General features: G+C 43.4%; 18 protein-coding genes. 8 read left to right on the forward strand and 10 right to left on the reverse strand.

The features are described 5' to 3' along the window. Nucleotides 1-97: 97 nt before the first annotated feature. Nucleotides 98-679 (reverse strand): histidine phosphatase family protein, encoded by a 582-nt coding sequence (locus AC1DOK_RS18135; protein ID WP_477555717.1) that lies wholly within the window; start codon nucleotides 677-679, stop codon nucleotides 98-100. Nucleotides 680-760: 81 nt separating this feature from the next. Here AC1DOK_RS18135 and AC1DOK_RS18140 point away from each other — a divergent pair, with 81 nt between their 5' ends. Beyond that, entirely contained in the window at nucleotides 761-1,366 is a 606-nt protein-coding gene (locus AC1DOK_RS18140; protein WP_477555718.1) for a YrvL family regulatory protein, read from the forward strand. A gap of 540 nt (nucleotides 1,367-1,906) precedes the next feature. Here the strand turns inward: AC1DOK_RS18140 and AC1DOK_RS18145 are convergent. Next, nucleotides 1,907-2,065 carry a hypothetical protein gene (locus tag AC1DOK_RS18145; RefSeq protein WP_477555719.1) on the reverse strand — a complete coding sequence of 53 codons (159 nt, stop codon included), beginning with the start codon at nucleotides 2,063-2,065 and terminating at the stop codon, nucleotides 1,907-1,909. A 121-nt stretch (nucleotides 2,066-2,186) separates the two neighbouring features. On the opposite strand from AC1DOK_RS18145, the gene AC1DOK_RS18150 reads away from it, so the two are divergent. After that, on the forward strand, nucleotides 2,187-3,164 hold the full coding sequence (locus tag AC1DOK_RS18150) for a metallophosphoesterase family protein (RefSeq protein WP_477555720.1): 978 nt from the start codon (nucleotides 2,187-2,189) through the stop codon (nucleotides 3,162-3,164). A 291-nt stretch (nucleotides 3,165-3,455) separates the two neighbouring features. Beyond that, entirely contained in the window at nucleotides 3,456-4,163 is a 708-nt protein-coding gene (locus tag AC1DOK_RS18155; protein WP_477555721.1) for an MgtC/SapB family protein, read from the forward strand. 152 nt (nucleotides 4,164-4,315) lie between these two features. Here the strand turns inward: AC1DOK_RS18155 and AC1DOK_RS18160 are convergent, their stop codons facing one another. The 5 genes from AC1DOK_RS18160 to AC1DOK_RS18180 form a co-directional block, all read right to left on the reverse strand. Beyond that, nucleotides 4,316-5,146 carry a carbohydrate ABC transporter permease gene (locus AC1DOK_RS18160; RefSeq protein ID WP_477555722.1) on the reverse strand — a complete coding sequence of 277 codons (831 nt, stop codon included), beginning with the start codon at nucleotides 5,144-5,146 and terminating at the stop codon, nucleotides 4,316-4,318. 8 nt (nucleotides 5,147-5,154) lie between these two features. Continuing rightward, entirely contained in the window at nucleotides 5,155-6,090 is a 936-nt protein-coding gene (locus tag AC1DOK_RS18165) for a carbohydrate ABC transporter permease (RefSeq protein ID WP_477555723.1), read from the reverse strand. A 110-nt stretch (nucleotides 6,091-6,200) separates the two neighbouring features. Next, the gene (locus AC1DOK_RS18170; RefSeq protein WP_477555724.1) at nucleotides 6,201-7,523 is read right to left on the reverse strand and encodes an ABC transporter substrate-binding protein; all 1,323 of its coding nucleotides are present in this window, start codon (nucleotides 7,521-7,523) and stop codon (nucleotides 6,201-6,203) included. A gap of 350 nt (nucleotides 7,524-7,873) precedes the next feature. Continuing rightward, complete coding sequence (locus tag AC1DOK_RS18175; protein ID WP_477555725.1) at nucleotides 7,874-10,864, reverse strand: DEAD/DEAH box helicase; 2,991 nt, start codon at nucleotides 10,862-10,864, stop codon at nucleotides 7,874-7,876. Next, the gene (locus tag AC1DOK_RS18180) at nucleotides 10,861-12,492 is read right to left on the reverse strand and encodes an SWIM zinc finger family protein (RefSeq protein ID WP_477555726.1); all 1,632 of its coding nucleotides are present in this window, start codon (nucleotides 12,490-12,492) and stop codon (nucleotides 10,861-10,863) included. Before AC1DOK_RS18180 ends, AC1DOK_RS18175 begins: the two co-directional genes overlap by 4 nt. Before the next feature lie 194 nt (nucleotides 12,493-12,686). Here AC1DOK_RS18180 and AC1DOK_RS18185 point away from each other — a divergent pair, with 194 nt between their 5' ends. Together AC1DOK_RS18185 and recQ are read left to right on the forward strand one after the other, a co-directional pair. After that, nucleotides 12,687-12,980, forward strand: a complete 294-nt coding sequence (locus AC1DOK_RS18185; protein ID WP_477555727.1) for a hypothetical protein — start codon at nucleotides 12,687-12,689, stop codon at nucleotides 12,978-12,980. 41 nt (nucleotides 12,981-13,021) lie between these two features. Continuing rightward, complete coding sequence (recQ, locus tag AC1DOK_RS18190; protein WP_477555728.1) at nucleotides 13,022-14,839, forward strand: DNA helicase RecQ; 1,818 nt, start codon at nucleotides 13,022-13,024, stop codon at nucleotides 14,837-14,839. Between the two features lie 396 nt (nucleotides 14,840-15,235). Here the strand turns inward: recQ and AC1DOK_RS18195 are convergent, their stop codons facing one another. From AC1DOK_RS18195 to AC1DOK_RS18205, 3 genes are read right to left on the reverse strand one after another with little or no spacing between them, the layout of a single operon-like run. Continuing rightward, complete coding sequence (locus tag AC1DOK_RS18195) at nucleotides 15,236-15,706, reverse strand: GNAT family N-acetyltransferase (protein WP_477555771.1); 471 nt, start codon at nucleotides 15,704-15,706, stop codon at nucleotides 15,236-15,238. Next, nucleotides 15,693-16,661: an ABC transporter permease gene (locus AC1DOK_RS18200; protein WP_477555729.1), complete on the reverse strand. Its 969-nt coding sequence runs from the start codon at nucleotides 16,659-16,661 to the stop codon at nucleotides 15,693-15,695. The genes AC1DOK_RS18195 and AC1DOK_RS18200 overlap by 14 nt, the downstream gene beginning before the upstream one ends. Next, entirely contained in the window at nucleotides 16,654-17,580 is a 927-nt protein-coding gene (locus AC1DOK_RS18205) for an ABC transporter ATP-binding protein (protein ID WP_477555730.1), read from the reverse strand. Before AC1DOK_RS18205 ends, AC1DOK_RS18200 begins: the two co-directional genes overlap by 8 nt. Before the next feature lie 421 nt (nucleotides 17,581-18,001). On the opposite strand from AC1DOK_RS18205, the gene AC1DOK_RS18210 reads away from it, so the two are divergent. The 3 genes from AC1DOK_RS18210 (at nucleotide 18,002) to AC1DOK_RS18220 (ending at nucleotide 22,542) form a co-directional block, all read left to right on the forward strand. Then, nucleotides 18,002-18,850 carry a sulfurtransferase gene (locus AC1DOK_RS18210; RefSeq protein WP_477555731.1) on the forward strand — a complete coding sequence of 283 codons (849 nt, stop codon included), beginning with the start codon at nucleotides 18,002-18,004 and terminating at the stop codon, nucleotides 18,848-18,850. 477 nt (nucleotides 18,851-19,327) lie between these two features. Further along, entirely contained in the window at nucleotides 19,328-20,194 is an 867-nt protein-coding gene (locus tag AC1DOK_RS18215; RefSeq protein ID WP_477555772.1) for an S-layer homology domain-containing protein, read from the forward strand. Nucleotides 20,195-20,496: 302 nt separating this feature from the next. Further along, the gene (locus AC1DOK_RS18220; RefSeq protein ID WP_477555732.1) at nucleotides 20,497-22,542 is read left to right on the forward strand and encodes an S-layer homology domain-containing protein; all 2,046 of its coding nucleotides are present in this window, start codon (nucleotides 20,497-20,499) and stop codon (nucleotides 22,540-22,542) included. The last annotated feature ends 50 nt before the right edge of the window (nucleotides 22,543-22,592 follow it).

The following is a 22,592-nucleotide window of genomic DNA, read 5'->3' on the forward strand; positions in this document are numbered from 1 at the left end:
CAAAAGATTGGGATTTATGATGAAATACGAGAAATAGCGGCAACATATTGTTGCCGCTGATCTCGATCTATCTCAGATATGGGAGTAGGAAATTCGATTATGCATCTAGATGCGTGGTACAATTATAGAGGGAGCACTCCCAATCTTGATTCTTTTTATGTAAGATAGTGAGCGAGGTATTTCCAATTCCAGCCACTTGGATTTGAAGACTAGGAATCAGGATGTTTAAAGTAGTGCGAATAAGCCCACCATGAGTGGCAATAAGTATCTTTTTACCTTCATAGGTAAAAGCTAATTCTTCAATTACTTGCACACCACGTGCTCCAAGAGCTTCATCACTTTCAAAGCCTAAGTCCAGATCCATCCAATCAGGACCCCATTTAGCAAGTCTCTCGGGTGAAGTTGTACCCTCAATCTCGCCACAGAAGCGTTCGCGCAGCCTTGGTTCAACTAATACCTCACGATTAAGTGCTTGACCGATCATTTCACCGGTAGCCTTAGCGCGGGACAGGTCACTTGCGACAATGACGTCCCAGTGCTCACCTGTTAAACGACCAGCAATTGCCTCGGCCTGTTCAATGCCTTGTTTATTAAGAGGTATGTCTGAATGGCCTTGCCATCTATTCTCGACATTCCAGTCGGTAATACCGTGTCTAATGAGTCCTATTGTAGTCATCATATGGCTTCACTCCTTTGTTTTATTATAACATAGTGTTAAAAACCTATAAGCAGTGTGTGACAGATGGGAGGAAAATAATAAATGGATGATCAGGATCCATATAACAAAGATCCATACAACAAAGATCCATACAACAAAGATCCATACAACAAAGATCAGAACAAGCCCAAAATCAAAATTATTCGTTTCGGTGGCAAGCAAAAGACGGTGTTAATTACAAGTATATTGCTTGTTCTACTGCTCCTTGGTCTATTATTCTTTGGGCTGTTCTTCTTCGTACAAGTCGGGATTTTCAAAATTGTCGGGGTTGAGTATACGTCATGGGGAGCTATTCTTGGTTTTCTCGCGATGTTCTTCATGTTCAAGATTGCGATCAAGATCGGTTTATTTGCTTTTAAAATCATTTGTTTTGGAATTTTCCGCAATTCACTCGGTAGTGATAACGAAGCAACCAAGATGATTGGAAGCTTAACGAAGATGCTGCTGCAGCCGAGTCAGGCGACAAGGATTTTGTTTAGTCTGTTTCGAATTGTTGTTGATATATATGTTGTACACATCATTGATGAATGGATGCCAGAGGTAAGCCTTTCGAACCTTACAGAAGTGCTGCTTGTACTCGTTGTGTTCTTAATGGGACTACTGCTGAGTGCACGGAAGAGAAGTGTTTTTTGGATTAAAAGAGGTTAATAAATACGGCAGCGATCGTAAGGACAATCCGTCCACGCAGCGTTCATCAATCGACTCGATTCCATTTGTTCAAGAATTTAATAAGCGCTACAGGGCTGTCTTAAGAGGAGGCTTATCTGCTTTAAGGGGATACTATCAACTCTTGATACAGTCTTTTTTCTTTGTCCCTATTCTATTCTTAAGATTTTCTTTAACTTTTCTTATCACTTCCTTCAACTCTATCAGGTAGGCTAGAGTTATAAGATGAAGAAAGGTGGAGATCAACTTGAACGTAAACACGACTATGCCTAAAGGGCTGTTGATCACATTTGTAATTGTTATTGTAATTTTGATAGGGAATCCCTTTAATATAAGGAATATAGTAGTTGATAAAATACAAGGTAATGAGCTAAGTCGTGATGTAGTCGTTGAAACTAGGTAGAACTGAGATTGTACGTACTTAGTTATATGGGATTAAAGAACTGCCTAGATGATCCATCTAGGCAGTTTTTTGAGTATTTTTTAGAAAATACCTTCAGAAACTAGAGAGTCAGTTGTGAATTACTCATGTTCTTCTAGTGCCTCTTCCTCTTCATTTACAATAGCTTTCTTATCCTCAGCGAGCTGCAATGTATCGTTTACAAACTCCATGTCTTGATTTTCTGCGTTCATACTGCTTGTGCCTACATAATTATCAGCATGTGATTTATTCTCTACCAAATCATCCTTCCCCCTTCCTACTCTGTGTTAACTTCGCCTTTATAAAATACGACAAAAGTTGGAAACCTATACAAGGAGCTAAGAGAAACTCCATATTTATGATTCAGGGGGATGTAATGGAATGGGATTATGGAAACGTTTAATGACATTAACACTTACGATGACCTTCCTAGTAACAGCAGGGTACGATACACGGAGCGTTGCCATTGCTGCAGACAATGAGACCCCAGTTCTGACATTTCAAGTACTGAGTGATATTCATTTGGTAACGGATGCTGCAGTAAGCAAGTTTCGTAATGCGTTAATTGATTTGCAATTGGCATCTCCTAGGTCAGATGCTCTTGTTATTAATGGTGATCTAGGCAATGGGCGTCCTGAGGATTATGCAACACTGAACAAAGTGATGAACAGTCAGGTACATCCTAAGCAATTGTTTTATACGATAGGTAATCATGAGTTTTACAAGGCCTGGTACAACAGGCATGGAGAATGGAGTAAGGATTCCTTTCCCAATGGGGAGCAGGAGACTTCTTCGATCGAACGGTTTCTGCAACTGACAGGAGAACAGAAGGTTTATTATGATCGATGGGTTAATGGGTATCACTTTATTATGCTCGGTTCGGAGAGATATCGGCAGACAGATCCGGGTGTAGGGGATGATGCTTACTTATCACAACAGCAATTAACGTGGCTTTCTACCAAGCTTACCGAAGGTGAAAGATCGAGACCGGCATTCGTATTTCTACATCAACCATTACCGGGTACGGTAGCGGGAAGTAGTGTACCCAATTACAGGGGAGTCGTGCAGCATCAGAGGTTAAAGGAACTGCTTGCTGAGTATCCAAAGGTGATTTTATTTACAGGTCACACCCACTGGGAATTAAAGCTGCCGAATATGGTTGTTAAAGATCAATTCACGATGATCAACTCTTCTTCCGTTTATGAGCCTTGGAATTCTGCAGATATGCCTATTCCAGCGATTCAAGGTAGCAGTGAGGGGTTAGTAGTGGAAGTATACAAGGACCTAGTGCAAGTGCGTGGTCGTGATTGTCACAATCACAAGTGGAACCTTCATGCGAAGCATGTCATAAAGCGGTAGACATATGACTATGAACGGCATATAATATTGCTTAATATAATGAGATATGGGCGGAGACATTGAGAACCCTTTTGCATTACACGCACTATTTATGTATGTGTATTTCTATGCGAAAGGGTTCTTTATTTCATTCTGTAACAACTCTGTCCTGTTATAGAGATCTTCTTGTAGAAGTAAGATGTCTTAGATTGGGGGAGGAATAGATAGGGAGATACACTTGGTCAAGTAATTTGAAATCGTTTACATAATAATACAATCATTTAATTGTAGCTTCGAAGGGGATGTTGACTCATGTATAACATTGAAATAAGTATAGGGACGATCGTGTTTCGGTTGCTCCTAGCAGCGCTGTTAGGGGGAGTTATTGGTTGGGAACGAGAGAGAAAGAATAAACAAGCCGGTTTTAAAACGCATCTTCTCGTTTCAGTTGGTTCAGCTTTAATTATGCTAACTTCGATTTATGGGTTTAGTGATCATTTACTGAATCATCCCAATGCGAGATTCGATCCTGCTCGTTTAGCCGCGCAAGTTGTTAGCGGTATTGGTTTTTTGGGGGCAGGTGCAATTCTAAGGCGTTCGAATAATGTGATTTCGGGTTTAACGACAGCTGCTACATTGTGGTTAGTTGCTGCTATTGGTTTAAGTGTAGGAGCGGGATTCTACTGGCCAGCTGTTATAACGATTCTCATTATCATGCTGATGATTTGGTTAATTGATAAATTAGAGAGCAAGCTTATTCTTTTTAAGAAATATGGTAGCCTCAAAATAGTCATGGCTAACAGACCCAAAAGTGTAGAAGTAATCACGTCCTTGTTGCAAAAGGAGAAGATGGCTGTTGAACAAATGGCCGTCAGGGAAGAGATAGATCCAATTAATAATAAGCGAATATTCATGGAATTTAGAATACACACCTCTAGACGCAAAGGAATGCTAGACTTATTCGATCACATCTGGCAAATCGATGGCATTAAAGAGGTTAATATAGATTGGAAAGAATAGAATTCCTATCATTCACCACAGGGTTGCAAAAGAACCTTCAAAACCGATATGAAAAGTGGAATTGAAGGTTCTTTATCCAGACATATTTCTTATTGACAGTTACGCCTGACAAGCTGAGAGAGAAATCGTTTCATTATATCCTTCTCCTTAGGCTATTTAAATGTAGAGTGAGCCATAGCAGCTACGATATGCTTTTGAGCGAGTATGAATACGAGAACGATTGGTAGAATAATCATCACACTTGCTGCACTGATCAGATGGAAGTTAAGAGCTTCATCACCAGCGACAGAGTCTTTCATCATCGAAATACCTACAGTTAGAACGCGCATTGTATTCGAGTTGGTCATAACAAGTGGCCAAAAATAAGAATTCCAGCTTGAGATGAAAGTAAGAACGACAAGTGTGCTAATGGTTGGTTTCGCCAAAGGAACTAATATCTTATACAATATATGCAGACGGCCTGCTCCATCTACACGAGCTGCTTCTACGACATCGTTATTAATGGATTTAAACGACTGCCTGAGTAGGAAGATAGCGTAAGCAGATGCGCCATGAGGTATGATTAACGCAAAGAACGTGTCCAGCCAGCTCACTTTAGCCATCATCACATAAACAGGTACAAACGTAATTTGATCCGGTACGATTAAAGCAGCAAGCACTAATAAGAACAGCTTGTCTTTCCCCCAGAAGTTCCCCTTAGCAAACGCAAATGCAGTTATGATGGCAATATTAATTTGTAAAAATAGAATACCTCCTGTTTGAATGACCGTATTGAGAAAGAAACGATCAAAAGGAGCTGCTTTAAACGCATCTGCATAGTTGGACCAGTTGAACTGCTCAGGCCAGAAAGTCGGGATAGCTTGTCTTAGCTCATGAGAGGATTTCAAAGAGGTAATAAGCAACCAATAGATTGGAAAAAACATAATTACAGTCACAATAATTGCTGTCAGTATACGTAGGGTTTTAGAAATTCGGAATGTCATCTATCTGCCTACCCTTCATAGTGAACTCGTTTTTTAGAAACCATAAACTGTACTATTGTTAATAGAATGATGATCAAGAAGAATATAATAACGAGTGCTGATGCCCTGCCTGTCTTAAATTCTGTAAATGCCATTTCATAAATCCAATAGACCATTGCCTTCGTAGCATTAAGCGGTCCACCATTTGTCATCACATTTACCGATTGGAATACCTGCATGGAGGAAATAAAGTTAGTGATAACCAAGAAAAGTGTAATCGGTGATAGAAGCGGAAGAGTAATATGGATAAATTGTTTGAATTTACTTGCACCATCCATACCTGAAGCTTCATAGTATTCAACTGGAATTCCACGCAAGCCTGCGATAAATATGAGCATAGCAAATCCTACGCCTTTCCAGAGAGAAACGGTGATCAGTGACCACAAAGCTGTACTTGGATTCGTTAGCCAATTGACGGGATCAAAGCCAAATACTTCGATGATGCGATTAGCTAATCCGAACTGAGAGTTAAAGATCCAAACAAATATCATAGCGGCAATAACCATCGAGATATAGTAAGGCATAAATACGATCATCCGCATGAAATTATAGATTTTTTTTGTTGAATTAAACAATAAAGCGAATAGAAGACCGATCACAAGCGTTAATACAACATCGATAATGGTATAAGTAAAGGTTACTCCTAACACTTTGTAGAAGAGCTCGTTATGGATCAGCTTGTCATAATTCTCGAATCCTATAAACGTTTTGTTAGGCTTCGTCATGTTCCAATTCGTAAAGCTAATATACAGGGAATAAAGCAGTGGATAATAAATAAATACACTTAGGAATATAAGAGCAGGGGCTGCAAATGAAAAGTCTTTTAGTTTATCAAAAAACTGATAATTAAATCTTTTGCGTTTGGTTATTACGATAAATTGATCTACATTTGTGTGTGTTTCCATTCATTAACCCCATTTCATACATAGATCATAATAATGGTAGGTGCGAAATAAAATTCGCACCTACTATTGTCAAACTATTTGGTCGAACTCTCAAACTCTCAAACTATTGATTAAAGATCATCTAGGACTTCATTCATTTTCTTAGCAGCCTCTTTCATAGCTGCTTCAGGATCTGCCTTCTCAAGCACCATTTTGCCCATTGCTTCTTTATAGAAGCTACTGAATTCTGAATAACCAACATGCTGCATACGAGGTTTTACGTTATCGAAGTTGTCCAGAACGGCTTTATATTGCGGCCATTTTTGTTGATACGCTTTACCTTCTTCTGTATCGATTACTGATTTATGTGTTGGCAAGTATCCAACGTACTCTGCCCATTTGATATTATGTTCAGCTGAAGTCATATGCTGGATAAACTTCCAAGCTGCTTCCTTCTGGTTGTCCTTTACGCCTGCCATCATTACGATACCTGCGCCTCCAATGTTAGATATGCGCTGCTTGTCACCTGGGAGGAAGGATACGCCAACTTCGAACTTAGCATTCTGTACATAGGTTTTGATAATAGCGGAGGAGTGCTGAACCATACCGATTTTGCCTTCTAAGAACATTTGACGCATGGTGTCGGAAGCACCTTTACCATACCCGATGTGCAAGGAGCCTTCATCTGACCATTTTTTGAAGTTTTTGATATAACGTAAGCTTTCAGGAGAATCAACTGCAGCCTTTTTCATATCACTTGTAAGAATTGAACCACCGCCATTGAGGTTCCATGGATCGTAGTACCATACGTCCCAACCTGGTACGGAGAAGGCATGACGAGTAACTTTATCGCCTTCTTTTTTCGTGACTGCTTTATTAAATGCTTCTATTTCATCCCATGTTTGTGGAGGCTCGACACCTAATTCGTTAAACAACGTTTTGTTATAGATCATGACACTTGTACTTACGATTAATGGGAATCCAAATTGCTTGCCATTAAAAGCATATGCATTCAACATACCTTGTGAAAAATCAGCAACATCTACCTTATCGCGCTTGATTAACTCCGTTAAATCTTGAAATACACCACTATCGGCAAAGTTCGGAAGTGAAGCAACTTCGACATTTGTTACAGCAGGAACATCCTTCGCCGCTACAGCAGCTTGTAATTTTTTATGTAGATCATCGTATCCGCCTTGGAATACCGGTTCTACTGTTATGTAAGGATATTTTTTCTGAAACTCTTCGATCATGTAATTTACGCCTGCCATCTGAGCCTCTGCGTGCGAGTGCCAATACTGAATCTTCACTGGTGTTGTATCTTCAACAACCGGAGTAGGAGCTGGCGAATTACCTCCATCATTTGTATCATTCGCTGACTTTGTACCTGAACAAGCTGATGTAAGCATAACCATAACAACTGCTAATAACGTGATGAACTTTCTCATTTGCAAATCTCCCCCAATTATAGAATGTAGATGTAGTAGAATTATAATCATAATTCTGGTCTTTGCAGCTCTACTATAAAATTAGTTTGTAAAATCCAGTCTGTACTTTTGTTAAAGTAGTATTAAAAGTTGTGCAATTCAAATTATTAGGTTTGCATATATAACCAAATTATGTAATTTAAATGATAAATGAGTGTTTATGCATGCTCAAGAATAGAGAAAACCAACACCCCCTCTTACAACTGAATGTAAAAGGGGGTGTTGGTTTTCGTTAGTGAATAAGAAAGTATAAGTTTTACACGTATACTATCTAGTATTCACCTGAAGAAATTATATTGCTTGGGCTCAGTAGTTTCTTACTGTGGTTCGACCCATTCTGATCGTAGCGAGAATAGATCTCGAAGCTCACCTTCGGAAAGCTCAGTAATCCATTGCTCACCGCCGCCGACAATGCCTTCAGAGAGGCTGAGTTTGCCTTCGATAAGCTCATCGATACGCTCTTCGAGTGTACCTAAGGTAATGAATTTATGAACCTGAACGTTACGGGATTGACCGATGCGATATGCTCGGTCGGTGGCTTGATTCTCTACAGCGGGATTCCACCAACGATCGAAGTGGAAGACGTGATTCGCCGCTGTGAGATTGAGACCGATTCCGCCAGCCTTTAGAGATAGGATGAATACGTTGATCTGGTCTTTGGGCTCTTGTTCACTATCCTGGAAACGGGCGATCATTGCATCACGCGCTTGCTTTGGTGTACCTCCGTGGAGGAACGACACAGGCTCGCCAAGCTCTTCCTGCAGAATACGTTGAAGGAGGTTTCCTGTTTCTACGTATTGCGTAAAGATGAGGCATTTGTCACCTTCTTGTCGCAACTCATGAACCATTTCAGTTAAGCGTTCAACCTTATTGGATCGCAGACGCCATGGTGCTGTTGCTCCCTCCTTAAGTAGCAGAGAAGGGTGATTACAGAGCTGCTTGAGTTTAGTGAGTGCAGCTAGAATGTAGCCCCGGCGTTCCATGACTGACAGTTTATCCAGACGCGAGAAGAGGTCTTGAATATAGTTTTCGTATAGAGATCCTTGCTCCGCTGTCAGCGATATGAATACTTTGTTCTCGTTCTTCTCAGGGAGATCGAGCTGGATCGCAGGATCATTCTTCACTCTTCTCAGCAGGAACGGATGAATGAGTCGTTGTACAGCCTTCAGAGATTCAGGATCACGCTCTCGTTCAATTGGATTGACATATCGTTGATTGAAATCTCGTTCAGTGCCTAAATAGCCGGGATTGATAAACTCAAAAATGGACCATAGCTCTGAGAGTCTGTTCTCAATCGGTGTTCCTGTCATCGCAATTCGGTGATAGCCTGATAATCGGCGAATGGCAGATGCTTGCTTGGTATAAGCATTCTTAATATTTTGTGCTTCGTCTAGACAGATCGAATTCCAGTTAATCGCTACTAGCTCATCTTCATCTAAGTGAGAAAGGTTATAGGAGGTCAGCACAAGATCGATTTGTTCATCCACAAGATACTCTACAAATTGCTCCCCCTTAAGTCGCTGAGGACCATAGTGCAGGTGAACCTTTAGCGTAGGAGCGAATCGTTTAAGCTCCATTTGCCAGTTACCAAGCACCGAAGTTGGACAAATCAGTAGGGATGGAGTGGCCTGTCTAATTGGACTGTCCGCAGATGGGGAAGAAGCGGTAGCTATTGCTAAAGCTTCATTCTCAATGGCATGCTTCGCTTCCTCTTTGATGGCAAGTAAATACGTGATCCACTGAATCGTTTTACCTAGACCCATATCGTCAGCTAGGCATCCGCCTAAGCCGAATTGTCGTAGAAATAACAACCACGAGAAGCCTTCCTGCTGATAATGTCGCAGAGAACCTTTGAAATCAGCACTTGGCTCTACAAGTGGAATTTGAGAGGTATGTGTAAGGGTTTCGATTAGCTTCTCTAATTGATCGGATAACTCAATTTCCAATTGAAGCTTACCAAGTTCAGTTAAATCATCTTCTATTGGATGAACATCTAGATCAACCTCAGCTAAACCTAACGCATCGTTGTCATTTATATTCTTATTGCCAATCAAGTGCAGGGCAATTGCGTCACGGGCACTGATCCCTTGATTTTTTTGCATTTTGAGGATGATGGCCTCAATCTGTTCCATCATCTTAGGGTCAAGCTGAATCCATTGACCTCGGATTTCGACGAGGCTGCGCTTTTGTTCGAGCAGCTGACGGAATTCGTCTTCCGTCAGCTCTAAGTCGCCAATGGCGAGCTTCCAGTCAAATTGCATAATTTGACCGAGCCCGAACATTGCCGATGCTGCGCGGCCGTTACCTGTGGCCGCACGTGCTTTGGCGCGGAGCCGCGGCCGTAAGCGGCGGACGCGATCCCACCAAGCCGGCAAGAATACAGTGTAGCCGGCTGCGATCAGTCGACCGCTTCCTTCAACAAGGAAGCGCCAAGCGCCGTCGTGTCCGAGCACGACGGGAAGATCCACGGCTTCGCCATCCTCCGTGGCGGGCAGCCATGGCAATAGGCGTAGCCATTTGCTGGCATCACGGGGCACCTTGGCGATGTGCGGCAGCCAAGCTTCTGGTATTGGAAGCTCGCTTGGCATCAGCTCGCCGCTGCTCGTTACAGCCCGCAGCAAGCCAGGTTCTGAACGATCCTGCAGCACGATGCCAAGCTGCCAGTTCCGTCCGTTATCCGGCTCTGAGAGCTGGAGGCAGGTACGGAATGGCAAGGCATCTTGTTTCCAACCGATCGCAAGAAGCCAGTCTTCCTCATCTAGCCATAGGCTGCTTGGCAGCTCTCCTTGCTTCATTAATGGATATGCTTGTTCTAATCTTCGCAGACGTTCGCCTCCGCCATGAGTTTCCACCCATGCTGGAACTACCGCTGCAATCCACTTCTCTGCATCCTCATTAATTAACGGTTGCAATTCCTCTGGGAGTGATAGTTTCCAGCCAACCTCGCCTTTGTTCCAGCTTTCGTAACTTGGCATGAAGCGTTCAGTCATCAGCGCTTCTTTCATTGCTGGAGCAAGCTTACGAACTAAAGCCGCTGTCTCATTCCATTTCATTCGCACATGCTCGGCATGTGCCGGAGCAGTTAGATAGTCAAGAGCATCAAGTGGAGATAGCTCTACACCTTCACGGCCCTGCCATTCTTTCTCGGTTACGAATGTTCCATAGAAGGAAGCAGAATCCCAAGCGAACATAATATGTTTAAAGTCGAGTACATCCCAGACGCCACCGCTATCTCGAAGTCCCCACAGAAACAAGGACCCATCAGGTAACGTACTGGAGTGGACGGTGAGTGCAGATGTATCGATCATGACATCCAGCGTCCTTTCTTTAATTCGTCTTGAAATGCACGTAACCGGCTGAATTTATCACCCAGCTCTTGAATGAACAAGGTCCATTCTACTGTCATTCCAAGCTTGCGATAATATTCTGAGAGCTTACCGAGCAGCTTCATTGCTATTTTGTAAGATGCACGATTTTTCTCTAATACGGATCTTTCGATTGCTTGATGATAGAGCGGTAGCAATAACTTCGGTTCGAATTCTTCTACTGCACGTAATTCCAGCGCATATAGATTCAGCGGTGATACACGAGTGGCCAGTTGAAGGTCTACCCATTGACGATAACGCTTGGACTTCAACAAATAGGAGGTGTAATAGTAATAGGAACGAGGTAGTAGAGCTTCCATCGTCTGTACCCATTCGTAATCCGTGTTTGTCTGTTCAGCTGTTTCTGTCCAGTATTGACATAAGACACGGAAATCTTCCTGACTTGCTGTTTTCATCACTGGATATAGCCAACGCAACCACTTGAGCATTAATTCCCATTGTCCGTTTGCTGCATACTGCTCTAGATATAAATAGTAATCACTCACGTGACGCTTATGTAATCCACTTAGCAATTGGTGTGCTGGATCAATACGATCAGCGATAATTTCAAAATGTGCTCGTGCGAGCAGTAATACATCTTGTTTGGAAGAGGTAGGGGCTACTTTACCAGTCTGATCATTTACAGATTTGATATGTAATTGTTTTTGTTTCCTTATTTCTTCGTCTAATCGACGGACTTCTGCCGTGATCCATTGTTTACGGCTACTTAGGCTCGACCATATTCGTCTATAAACATATAGCCAGTCGATAGGGGATTCTTTACCTTGTAATGCTGTTACACCCAGTAATCGAAGCGAATTATGCCAAGAACGTTCGTCTTGTGGTCGTAATTCTGTCTTCTGGACAGCATCCATTAGCTCATTCAATTTATCCTGACAGAAAATCATCGCTTGTTTGCAGCTCGTCTCGTGGTAAGAGGAAAGATAAGACGATTTAGAGGTCAGGTAGAATTCATCGATTTTATGTAAGGTGAAAATAATGATATTTAGCAAATAGATCTGCTGAACCGGCTTAGACCAAGTATTTCCATAAGGAGACAGTGAATCCCATACTGCTGCAGCAAACATATCGAATGTATAGGAATGCGATATCGCAAACCCACGGAATCGCATATCAAAGAAACGTTGCCAATCCTGTGAAGTACCTGACTCCAAAGGGGCTTCGATCTTCTTGTTCAACTGATCTGCACGCGATTTAAGCGAACGTGGCTTCTTGGCTGCGAGTAGCTTAAGCTCTTGAAGCAAGAGCTCTGGTCGACCATGTGCAGCGTATAAGTTAAATACGACAGCGGCTATATGCTCACAAGCTTGAGTAGCATCACAAGTGCATGTGCTAGCATCAAATTTGGCTAAGTCTAGCGTAACTTCAAAGAGCTGCTCATCTCGAACAACAGCTTCAATTCGAAGAATATCTAACTTAGGCTGCATACTCACAACATGACCCTTATGGTAAAGGGACCAGCCACGCTCAAGTTCATCAGGCTCGTTGTATTTGGATAGCTCCTTAAGCAAATAATTTATGCGATTTTTCGGAATTTGAAGCTTCGACATTATAAAGAGGCCTCCGAAACCATTTTTGTAAAAATGTTGATCCTTTTATCATACCAAATTTTAAGAATAAAAGCCCATTTTCATTTTATTTTTTGGATCAGATATTGAAGACTGTTCTACTTGGGTAAGGAATCTAGACTTAAAATGTGGTACACTCGTAACGATAACGATCAGTTTGGAAAGGAACGAAACGAATGGGAGTAAAGTTTGCCAGAGAATATGAAGACATTCACCGTGAGCTCGCCGAGGCAGTCGCTGGAATTGATGAAGTCTATGCTTTTTTTGAAATGTCATCTGCCGATTGGCAGGGACTAGAGGAAGAGGAGCAACAGGAATGCATTCGGACATTAACGGATGATATTTTCTATGCGTTAGGTTCAGATGCACAGGTTGAAATCGGGCAAGGGACGATTCGTTACGATGCTAGTCGCCATCTGATTAAAGTGTCCTCTCAAGGTGGATTAACCAAACTAATTCATTTGATCTAAACTGTGTTTTATTTTGCGACACCTGAAAGGAAAGCAAGTTTATGGAACGATTAATAGAAGCCAAAACGCTTCTGAAACAATATTATGGGTATCCCAATTTTCGTAAAGGGCAGGAGCAGATTATTACTAGCTTATTAGAAGGACATGATGTCATTGGGATCATGCCTACTGGTGGAGGTAAATCGATTTGCTACCAAATTCCTGCTTTAATGCTACCAGGCGTAACGCTTGTTGTATCTCCCTTGATCTCACTTATGAAGGATCAGGTGGATGCGCTCAATCAGGTAGGGATTCCCGCTGCTTATATTAACTCCACTCTAGACTGGCAAGCAGTCGAGCAGCGTATTCGAGATGCGATGCAAGGGAAGCTCAAGCTGCTCTATGTAGCACCTGAGCGGCTTGAGTTAAGTGGGTTTCGCCAGCGGATGGCGGCTCTTAACATCCCGCTTATTGCTGTAGATGAAGCCCATTGTGTATCCCAATGGGGTCACGATTTTAGGCCGAGCTACGCGAACATCGCGCCGTTTGTTGACGAACTGCCGCAGCGCCCGCTAGTCGCTGCGTTTACAGCTACCGCCACCGAAGAGGTGACGGAGGACATTGCCCGCCTGCTGCGGCTGCGCTCAGCAGAGGCACATGTAACTGGCTTCGGTCGTGAGAACCTCGCCTTGTCCGTGCTGCGCGGGGAGAATAAGCGGGACTTCGTCCTCAGCTATGCCCGCGCTCATACCCATCGTCCCGGCATTATCTATGCCGCGACAAGACGAGAGGTGGACGAATTACACGCCCACCTAGGCAAGAACGGCATCGCCGTCGGCAAATACCACGCCGGCTTACCTGAGAGCGAGCGTGCTCACACGCAGGAAGCATTCCTCTATGATGACATTCGTGTCATGATTGCGACCAATGCATTTGGCATGGGAATCGATAAGTCTAATGTTCGCTATGTGATCCATTACAACATGCCGAAGAACATGGAAAGCTATTATCAGGAGGCAGGCCGTGCAGGACGTGACGGAGAGCCAAGTGAATGCTTTCTATTATTCTCCGCACAGGATATCATCACACAGAAATTTCTGATCGAGCAGGGGACGCAGAGCGATGAACGCAAGCTGCAGGATTATCGCAAAATGCAGCTGATGGTCGATTACTGCTATACACCACAATGCCTTCACACTTATATTCTCCAGTATTTTGGCGATGCTGGTGAAGCAGTGAATTGTGGGGAGTGCTCATCCTGTAAGGACGAACGAGAAACAGTAGATATCACAGTTGAAGCACAGAAAATATTCTCCTGTGTCCGTCGTATGGGAGAACGCTTCGGTGTTACGCTTGTGGCTGGTGTACTCAAGGGTTCACGTGCACAGCGTATTATGCAGAATCGATTCGATAAATTGCCGACTCATGGTGCACTGAATACGATGACCGAGAAAGCTATAGCGGATCTCATTAACGTCTTGATTGCAGAGGGGTATCTTGGTCTAACTGAAGGTCAATATCCAACGGTTAAGCTAGAATGGCCCGCAGTAGATGTGCTCAAAGGGACAACTCGCGTCTTCCAGAAGGTGAGTCGACCAGAACGTCATGCTGCAGCGGCGACGAACAGCACACTATTCGAACAGCTTCGTCTGCTTCGTAGGGAAATTGCTGAGCGTGAGAAGGTACCGCCATATCTTATTTTCAACGATGCAACGCTGCGTGAAATGAGTGAGCGGTGCCCGATCACCTCATACGATATGCTTTCTGTTAAGGGAGTCGGCGAAACGAAGTATCGCAAATACGGGGAGCCATTCCTTGAGTTACTGCGTCAATATGCAAGTGATATTGAGTTCTCAGATGATGTAGGGGCTTTTGAATAGCTATTATTCGTAAAAATATAGGAGCTGTCCCATAAGTAGAATTCTCTACTTATGGGACGAGCTCCTTTTTGATGTAAGTTATCCAACTTCATTAACAGGAATTAATCATGTTAATTTCTGTGAATTCAACCTTGATGATAGTTTTAGCGGGAAATGTTCCTGCCTTTTGCAGGTTTTATTAACGAATCAGTCTGTCGCTATCGAAATAGAAGGAGGATTTCCAGCTATTCTAATTTATCGCCTTACACTTATGAAATTACAGGGAGAAAATCCTGTTAAAGCCCACGACATTAGTCGGAGAATTACTTCTATCGATCTTTGGTTTCATCGCCCAATCAACTAAAGAAACGCATCCGTCTATTAAAGACAGATGCGTTTCTTGGGGTTTTAATGAAATCACCCAATCACCATACAATGCACCTCAATAGTACTTTCTCCTGCTGAGCGTTTGTAGGTGTCTGAGATGGTGAAACCAGCACGTTCATACACCTTGATAGCTCGGTGATTCCAAGTGAGAACCTCCAGATCGATTTGATGCTCGGGGTTTAGTTTGGCTGCAGTCTGGACGATGGTTTGCACGAAAGCTACACCACTACCTTTACTACAGAGATCAGGGCGAAGACCTAGCCCTAGTCTTGTTACACCTTGCATAGGGAACAACTGGATGAAGCCAATAAGGGTTTCGTTTGAATCGACATAAGCCATATACTGTGTTTCACGGATAAAAGGATCTGCAAATTCTGCTTGATTGTGAACCATTTCATCCCATGAAGGCCAATTGTATACGTTGTATGGCTCTGGGTAACGCCACGAACAGATGTAACGACCATGTTCTTCGGTAAGCGGCACTAGACTAGGTTGCAACATCACGTTTAATGAATAGAATCCAGGAAATAAGATGGAAGATGATAAAGTAAATAGCTAATATGGCTATTGAGAATCCCAATGACATATCAGGTCTTAGTGGATTGCCGCCAAAATATTGGTTTAGATCAATGTTGGCGAACAGCACATATTTAATCCAATCATAATGGCTAAACAAGCCAACTACGGTATTACCGACTAACATGAGTCCAAGTGAGAAGGCGATTGCCATCGTTGAACTACGGAATGCAGAAGAGATCATGAACGCAAGCGTTACATACATAATAAGTGAAACGATTTGAAAGCCGTAGGTCTGCAAGACTTTAACAAGCATCGAACGCTCATGAACTAATCCATCGCTACCTACATATAGTTGAACTTGGGTAATTCCACTAAACCCTTCCGTTATTGCTCCTAGTATAAAGGAGACAATGAACATAACGATTAATAGAACTACTGAGAATAATAGTGTAGCAATATATTTATTCACTAGAATTTTGGTCCGTGTAGCTGGACGAATGAGCAGAAGTTTAATGGTTCCCCATGAGAACTCAGCTGCAATCATATCGGCTGCAACAATGATGGTGAGGAGTGTGACGAGTCCAATCATTCCTGCTAATGTATCCATTGTACTCCACATGGTTTCTTCGTAAGGGTTAATGTTGTGCTCTAGCGCATACTCATTTGTTTTAATAGAGTTTTCCATATTTTTGACATAAGCTTCTGCTCCTATTGAAAGATCACCTGATATGTCAGCGATACTTTGCTTATTTTGTTGAATGGATTGTTCAGATTGCTGTCTCCAATCGACTGGTTCATTACCGCCTTTGTCGAGCACCTGAAAGAGAACGGTCATAAGAATTAGCACACTAACTAGAATTAAGAACATAACCCATGTGCGAGGCCTTCTGTATATTTTCATATTTTCATTACGAATAAGGGCGATGGAACTAGACAATTTGCTCACTCCTTGTCATTTCGAGGAATTGATCTTCTAATGATTTAGTAATAGATCGAATTCCATATACTTTGATACCTGCGCGAACAAGTAACACGGTTATTTCAGGAATTTGTTCTCGGTCTGCCTGTAACTCTACACCACTTGAAGTGACCGTAAGAGCTATATTCTCTGAGATTGAAGCGAGCGCTCTAATCGCATCTTCTGGTGAATCCACTTCGATAATTACGCGCTTGAGTGCTGCACTCTCTTTCGTTTCTTCTAATGAACGGACATCGATTAGTTTGCCATTCTGAATAATCGCGACACGGTCACACATGAGTTCCATCTCGGACAGCATGTGAGAAGAGACGACAACAGCAATTCCTTCTGACTGTGCCAAATGACGTAGATAGTCACGAAGCTCTCGAATACCAGCTGGATCAAGACCATTGGTCGGCTCATCTAGAATAAGCACAGACGGTCTATGCAGAATCGCTTGTGCTACCCCAAGACGTTGACGCATACCAAGTGAGTAGCGCTTCACTTTCTCGTGAATACGGTTCTTTAGTCCAACAAGCTCAATTACTTCATCAATTCTTTCCTTCGTTACTCCATCATGCATACGTGCAAAATGAACTAAGTTCTGATAACCAGTAAGAAATTTATACATCTCTGGGTTCTCTACGATAGCCCCAAGCTGACTCATCGCTTGTTCGAAATTTTGTTTAACAGAAGTACCCTTGATGTATACTTCGCCCTCTGTCATAGATATAAGCCCTACGATCATACGAATCGTAGTCGTTTTACCAGCACCGTTCGGACCAAGTAGGCCAAATACTTCCCCACTCGGAATATCGAATGTCAGGTGATCGACAATTGTTTTCGAACCAATCTTCTTCGTGACATTACGAAGCTGTAATACTGTATTATCTTGCATACTGAACCTCCATAAGCGTATTCATCTTAAGTATACTTTACACTATAAAGCTAACTTATAAAACATCTTAAAGTTTAGGCAAAAACTAGACTTTAGACGGGTTTTTCTGTGTGATATAGAATTTATAACTTTCAAATCATAAATTCTAAGTATCACCTTAAGAAGCGCATCCGCCTTTGTAAAGACGGTGAAACCGTTTCTTCTTGGTGATATAGAATTTATAACTTTCAAATCATAAATTCTAAGTATCACCTTAAGAAACGCATCTGCCTTTGTAAGGACAGTGAAACCGTTTCTACTTGTTCAGCATATAGGTTAAAGAACTTATACTAGAATTTTTCTTTTTAGACAGCTAAATTATCGTATAGTATAAGAGAGACAGGGAAGATATAGAAATTACTTTGAGGGAGAGTGTATGAAGATGAAATCGATTGTAAGCCCTAAGTGGTTATCGGAACATTTGCAAGAGTCCAATTTAATTATTGTGGATTGTCGGTTTGCACTTGGTCAATCAGAGTCAGGAAGAAAAGCCTATCAAGAGGATCATATACCAGGAGCATACTACCTTGATCTAGAGCAAGATTTATCTGGACCCGTAAGAGAGCATGGAGGAAGACATCCATTGCCTGATTTAGGAACACTTTCAATGCACTTTGGCTCTATAGGAATTGGAGAAGGTGCAGTGGTTGTTGCTTATGATGATCAAGGAGGCGTAATGGCTTCACGGCTGTGGTGGCTACTGCAATTTCTTAATCATAAGGAAGTCTATGTGCTAGATCAGGGTTATTCTAACTGGAAATCAGAAGGTTATCCAGTAACGGATCAGGTTCCGACCACAGTTGAGACACGTATATTCTCTCCTAAAGTGCAGCGTCAAATGTTAGCTTCTGTGGAGGAAGTAAGAGATAAGCTAGGAACTACTGGCATGGTACTCATTGATTCAAGAGAGCCGCGTCGATACTTAGGAATAGAAGAGCCGATTGATCCTGTCGCAGGTCATATTCCAGGGGCACGTAATTATTTCTGGAAAGATACGCTGACTGCTGCAGGAGCTTGGGGTAGTGCAGAGCGTCAAGCAGAGCGATTTAATGCGATCAACCAAGAGGATGAGATTATCGTTTATTGTGGTTCAGGTGTATCTGCTTGTCCGAATGTCATCGCCTTACAAGAAGCGGGTTATCCGAAGGTTAAGCTATATTCCGGTTCATGGAGCGATTGGATTAGCTACGAGGGAAATCCGGTGGCTGTGGGGGAAGAAGAGAAGGCGTAAGCTGATTAGTAGTATGTAAATTCTGAATACATCGCCACTGAGGCAAGTACCTCGGTGCGATGTATTTTTATGTTTAGAAGTCAACACTTTATGAAGTGGAAATCCATTAAGATTTCATTAAGATTTCTTTATGTAAATATTGTTAGGATGATATATGACATGTGGTAAGTAAAAAAATATTACTAGAAGGTAGGTTTAGTTACGATCATGAACAAGAAATCTCTTATTAGGACTATCGTATTGGCTCTTGGTTTGACCTCTGCCGCGTCGTTTGGCGGCAGCATGATTTCAGCGAAGACATCGGCAGATTTCAGCGATCTAGAGGACTTGGACGCAGCGACGAAGGCCAAGTTCGATGCGTTGTTTTCAGCAGGCATCTTTGACGGTATATCCGATGGTAGTTTCGGATTGAAAGAAGAGATGAATCGCGCCCAATTCGCGAAGGTGGCAGCGTTAATTTTTGGCCTAAAAGTCGACATGGATCTCAAGAAATCATCCTTCACAGACGTAGAAATCGACACTCCCGACTTCGGCTATGCGTTACCCTATATCGAGGCGATGAAGAGTGCAGGAATAACGGCTGGCTATGGTGAAGGTACATTCAACCCTGCGGGCATGGTGACCAATGAGCAATTAGCCACATTTCTAGTTAAAGGATTAGGCAAGGGTGAGGAAGCAAAGACAGCCCCAGCCCCAGCTGTTGACGATCCGACCGTTTCCAATTGGGCTAAAGGTTACGTAGAGATGGCACTCAGGCTTAATTTACTAGGTAACCGTGCTGGAGGTACGGGAGGTACGTTCGGCGGAAATACACCAGCAGATCGAGGACAGCTCGCTACTGGAGCCTTTGAATCCGCTAAAAAGGTCGAAGAGTTGAGCCTTGTGCATCCGGCAGGAGCACGCTTTGAAACAGGAGACATTTTGCATCTGAAGTTCACGGGGATGATAGATCCAAAGTCTATCGACCTGTCTAAGATCAAAATCAATGGTGTGGCGCTCGATCCGAAGCTAGACAGCTTCGAGCTGTCCGAGGACAAGAAGTCTATTATTATCAGATTGCACAAGGCTTTACCATTTAATCCGGACAAAATGCCGTTGATAGATATAACCGACCACCTGTCGACACTATTTGGCAACTCGGTGAAAAATGATGGGGATAAACCGATCCCGGTTACAGTAGACAGATCTTTAGTCACCAAACCTAAGACCACTACACCACCGACATCGAGCCCGATCCCGGACACAGACTCGAACACGGATACGAATACGGACACGGATACGGACCCGAACCCGAGCCCGAGCCCGAGCCCGAGTCCGGACAACCCGAACAGTCCGAACCAATAGCGCCTAATCTGACGATTGCTGTCGTGAACGGCACGGCCGCACAAACGACTTCCTCTTACCCAGTGGAATAACGTAGACACATCTTGAAGCTCAGTTCTAACATAGATGCAAAGTCAACACTTTATGCAGATTGCAATATGAAATCAACGCATAATCAACAAATGATGGTGCAAGGTGACCGCAGCGGCTCTTATCAGGTCTATCGTATTGGATTCCTTCAGGAGCTATTGCTGCCTCTCGCGAACCGATAATTGAATTTTCAAAAATTGTATTTTATTGGACGACCAAAAAGGAGAATCCTAATGTTATTTAATATTAATCGTACAAAATGGCTGACTGTTGCGCTCGTTTCGTTGCTGTTGCTGACCATCTGCTTTCCTTTTAGTGTTGCAGCCCAATCTCCGCAGCCGCAGGGAAGCCAAGTTGGATCTGCTACTTCTGCCCAACAACCCATGAACCAGCAACGCTATTCGGATGTACCAGATACAGCATGGTACGCAGAGGCTGTTAACACTTGGATTATGCTGGGAATTCTTAATCCGAAGCAAGGAGATAAGCTGAGTCCCCAGCTTGTTATGACACGCGGCGATTTTGCTAAGTTTCTTGCCATCTCACTAAGTCTATCCCCGTCCAAAAGCGCCTCACCGTTTAAGGATATGCCTGTTGACGGCGCATTAACTGGGTATGTTGCTGCCCTCCATGATGCGGGAGTGGCGAAAGGTTTCCCGGACGGCACGTTCCGTCCGAACTTAGAGATTACAAGGGCTGAAGTGGCGAGCTTGATTGTTACGGCCAAGAAGCTGAAGCCAGAGCCGCAAGTCGGTAGTGGATTTCGTGATGTTCCGCAGAAAAGCTGGTATGCTGGCGCAGTAGGCGCCTTGACGAAAGCGGGTTTTGCGTACGGGAAATCGAAGGATGACTTCGACCCAAATGCAAACATTGTGCTGGCCGAAGGGATAACTCTGCTTTATCGCTCCTTCTTCAGTCCGTCTATCATTCAAGACATTGGCAATGACGGCACAATTAAGATCGATGGCCAGACCTATCGCGCGGGCGCATCGGTACAAGGCATTTTTCAATCGTCGAACAAAGCTGCTTTGCACAAAGCGGCGATTCAGTTCACCTATGAGGGGGATACGATAAATTCTGTTGAAGGGTTGATTATCGGATACAAAGACGCATTAACCGGAATGGATGCACCTATCATATTTGATGCCAAAGGCAACACGGTCAACGGAACCGTAATGGTGAGCTCCAATCAAGTCGCGCTAGCTCACTTGGAAGTTAAAGGGGATTTAAATTTGACCCCGGCAGTACAGTCGGATTTCTTTGCCTTCAATGTACTCGTTCAAGGCAAAACGGTTTTCCTGAAAGATAACGGTCGTCCGAAATCACAGATCACAAATATATGGTTCGAGCATAGCTATCTCGGCAAATTATATTTGTTTAACAGCGCTCTAGTGAAAAAAGTTGATAGAAGTGCAGACAAGACGTCTAAGTCAAGCTCCAAGTCAAAGGGAGAAGTCCGCACCTTGGCAGCGACAGATTACATAAACGACGTCCAACAACTTTATGTTTCATACTTTAACCGCCCTGACGACTCCGCGGGCCTTCAATATTGGGGAAACGCCATTAATGGTAATGAGGGAACCGTCGTTTCTACGGGATCCGGCGGCTTCTTGGGTTTTGGCGGTCAAGATGGAGGAGTATTTGGCAGCGATACATTCTCGAATTTATTTGGAAGAGAAGTAGATTCGGCAGGTCTTGCGTTTATTGCTGGAAGTTTTTACGCAGCGGGTGGTACAAACTCCGGAGTCTTTGGCGATTCGGCTCCTGATGTGAGCGCCGTTCGACTTAAGGTTGAAAACATAGACGCCACGGTTACGGCGGCGGCGAATACCGAACTCAGCGCCGATACGTCCTCTACGATTAATACACTCGCCCTTCAGCCTGGCTTTGAAGTGAGATATTTAAGTCCAGCACCAATCGGTACGTTGAACATCGGTAATGCGAATACGGTTTTCAATACACCACCCGGCAGCACCTCCTTCACCGGTGCAGCGAATATCGGACAGATGACAGTATTCGGCAATGCCGGACAAGTTAGCCTGGATGTAAAGGGGACGATCGGAAGTCTTTGGATAACTGGAGGCAATCCTCAGCTTGATCTGGGAGCCTCCACTTCTATCACTAATCTGATCGTTCCACCGGGAGTAAATCCTGCCACGGTTTTCGTGAATGGCAATGACTTTTCTAGTGTGAAGGCTGTCAACGGGAAATCAACGGCACCAACGCCAAACACGGACACGGATACGGATACGGACCTGAACCCGAACCCGAACCAATAGCGCCTTATCTGACGATTGCTGCCCGTGAACGGCACGGCCGCACAAACGAC

The sequence above is a fragment of the Paenibacillus sp. P5_B5 genome, assembly GCF_056400365.1.

What these genes read in the sequence shown, in the direction of transcription:
- AC1DOK_RS18135 (WP_477555717.1), bottom strand. Translation starts at nt 679, where the DNA reads ATGATGACTACAATAGGACTCATTAGACACGGTATTACCGACTGGAAT.
- AC1DOK_RS18140 (WP_477555718.1), top strand. Translation starts at nt 761, where the DNA reads ATGGATGATCAGGATCCATATAACAAAGATCCATACAACAAAGATCCA.
- AC1DOK_RS18150 (WP_477555720.1), top strand. Translation starts at nt 2,187, where the DNA reads ATGGGATTATGGAAACGTTTAATGACATTAACACTTACGATGACCTTC.
- AC1DOK_RS18155 (WP_477555721.1), top strand. Translation starts at nt 3,456, where the DNA reads ATGTATAACATTGAAATAAGTATAGGGACGATCGTGTTTCGGTTGCTC.
- AC1DOK_RS18160 (WP_477555722.1), bottom strand. Translation starts at nt 5,146, where the DNA reads ATGACATTCCGAATTTCTAAAACCCTACGTATACTGACAGCAATTATT.
- AC1DOK_RS18165 (WP_477555723.1), bottom strand. Translation starts at nt 6,090, where the DNA reads ATGGAAACACACACAAATGTAGATCAATTTATCGTAATAACCAAACGC.
- AC1DOK_RS18175 (WP_477555725.1), bottom strand. Translation starts at nt 10,864, where the DNA reads ATGATCGATACATCTGCACTCACCGTCCACTCCAGTACGTTACCTGAT.
- AC1DOK_RS18180 (WP_477555726.1), bottom strand. Translation starts at nt 12,492, where the DNA reads ATGTCGAAGCTTCAAATTCCGAAAAATCGCATAAATTATTTGCTTAAG.
- AC1DOK_RS18185 (WP_477555727.1), top strand. Translation starts at nt 12,687, where the DNA reads ATGGGAGTAAAGTTTGCCAGAGAATATGAAGACATTCACCGTGAGCTC.
- recQ (WP_477555728.1), top strand. Translation starts at nt 13,022, where the DNA reads ATGGAACGATTAATAGAAGCCAAAACGCTTCTGAAACAATATTATGGG.
- AC1DOK_RS18195 (WP_477555771.1), bottom strand. Translation starts at nt 15,706, where the DNA reads ATGTTGCAACCTAGTCTAGTGCCGCTTACCGAAGAACATGGTCGTTAC.
- AC1DOK_RS18205 (WP_477555730.1), bottom strand. Translation starts at nt 17,580, where the DNA reads ATGCAAGATAATACAGTATTACAGCTTCGTAATGTCACGAAGAAGATT.
- AC1DOK_RS18210 (WP_477555731.1), top strand. Translation starts at nt 18,002, where the DNA reads ATGAAATCGATTGTAAGCCCTAAGTGGTTATCGGAACATTTGCAAGAG.
- AC1DOK_RS18215 (WP_477555772.1), top strand. Translation starts at nt 19,328, where the DNA reads ATGGATCTCAAGAAATCATCCTTCACAGACGTAGAAATCGACACTCCC.
- AC1DOK_RS18220 (WP_477555732.1), top strand. Translation starts at nt 20,497, where the DNA reads ATGTTATTTAATATTAATCGTACAAAATGGCTGACTGTTGCGCTCGTT.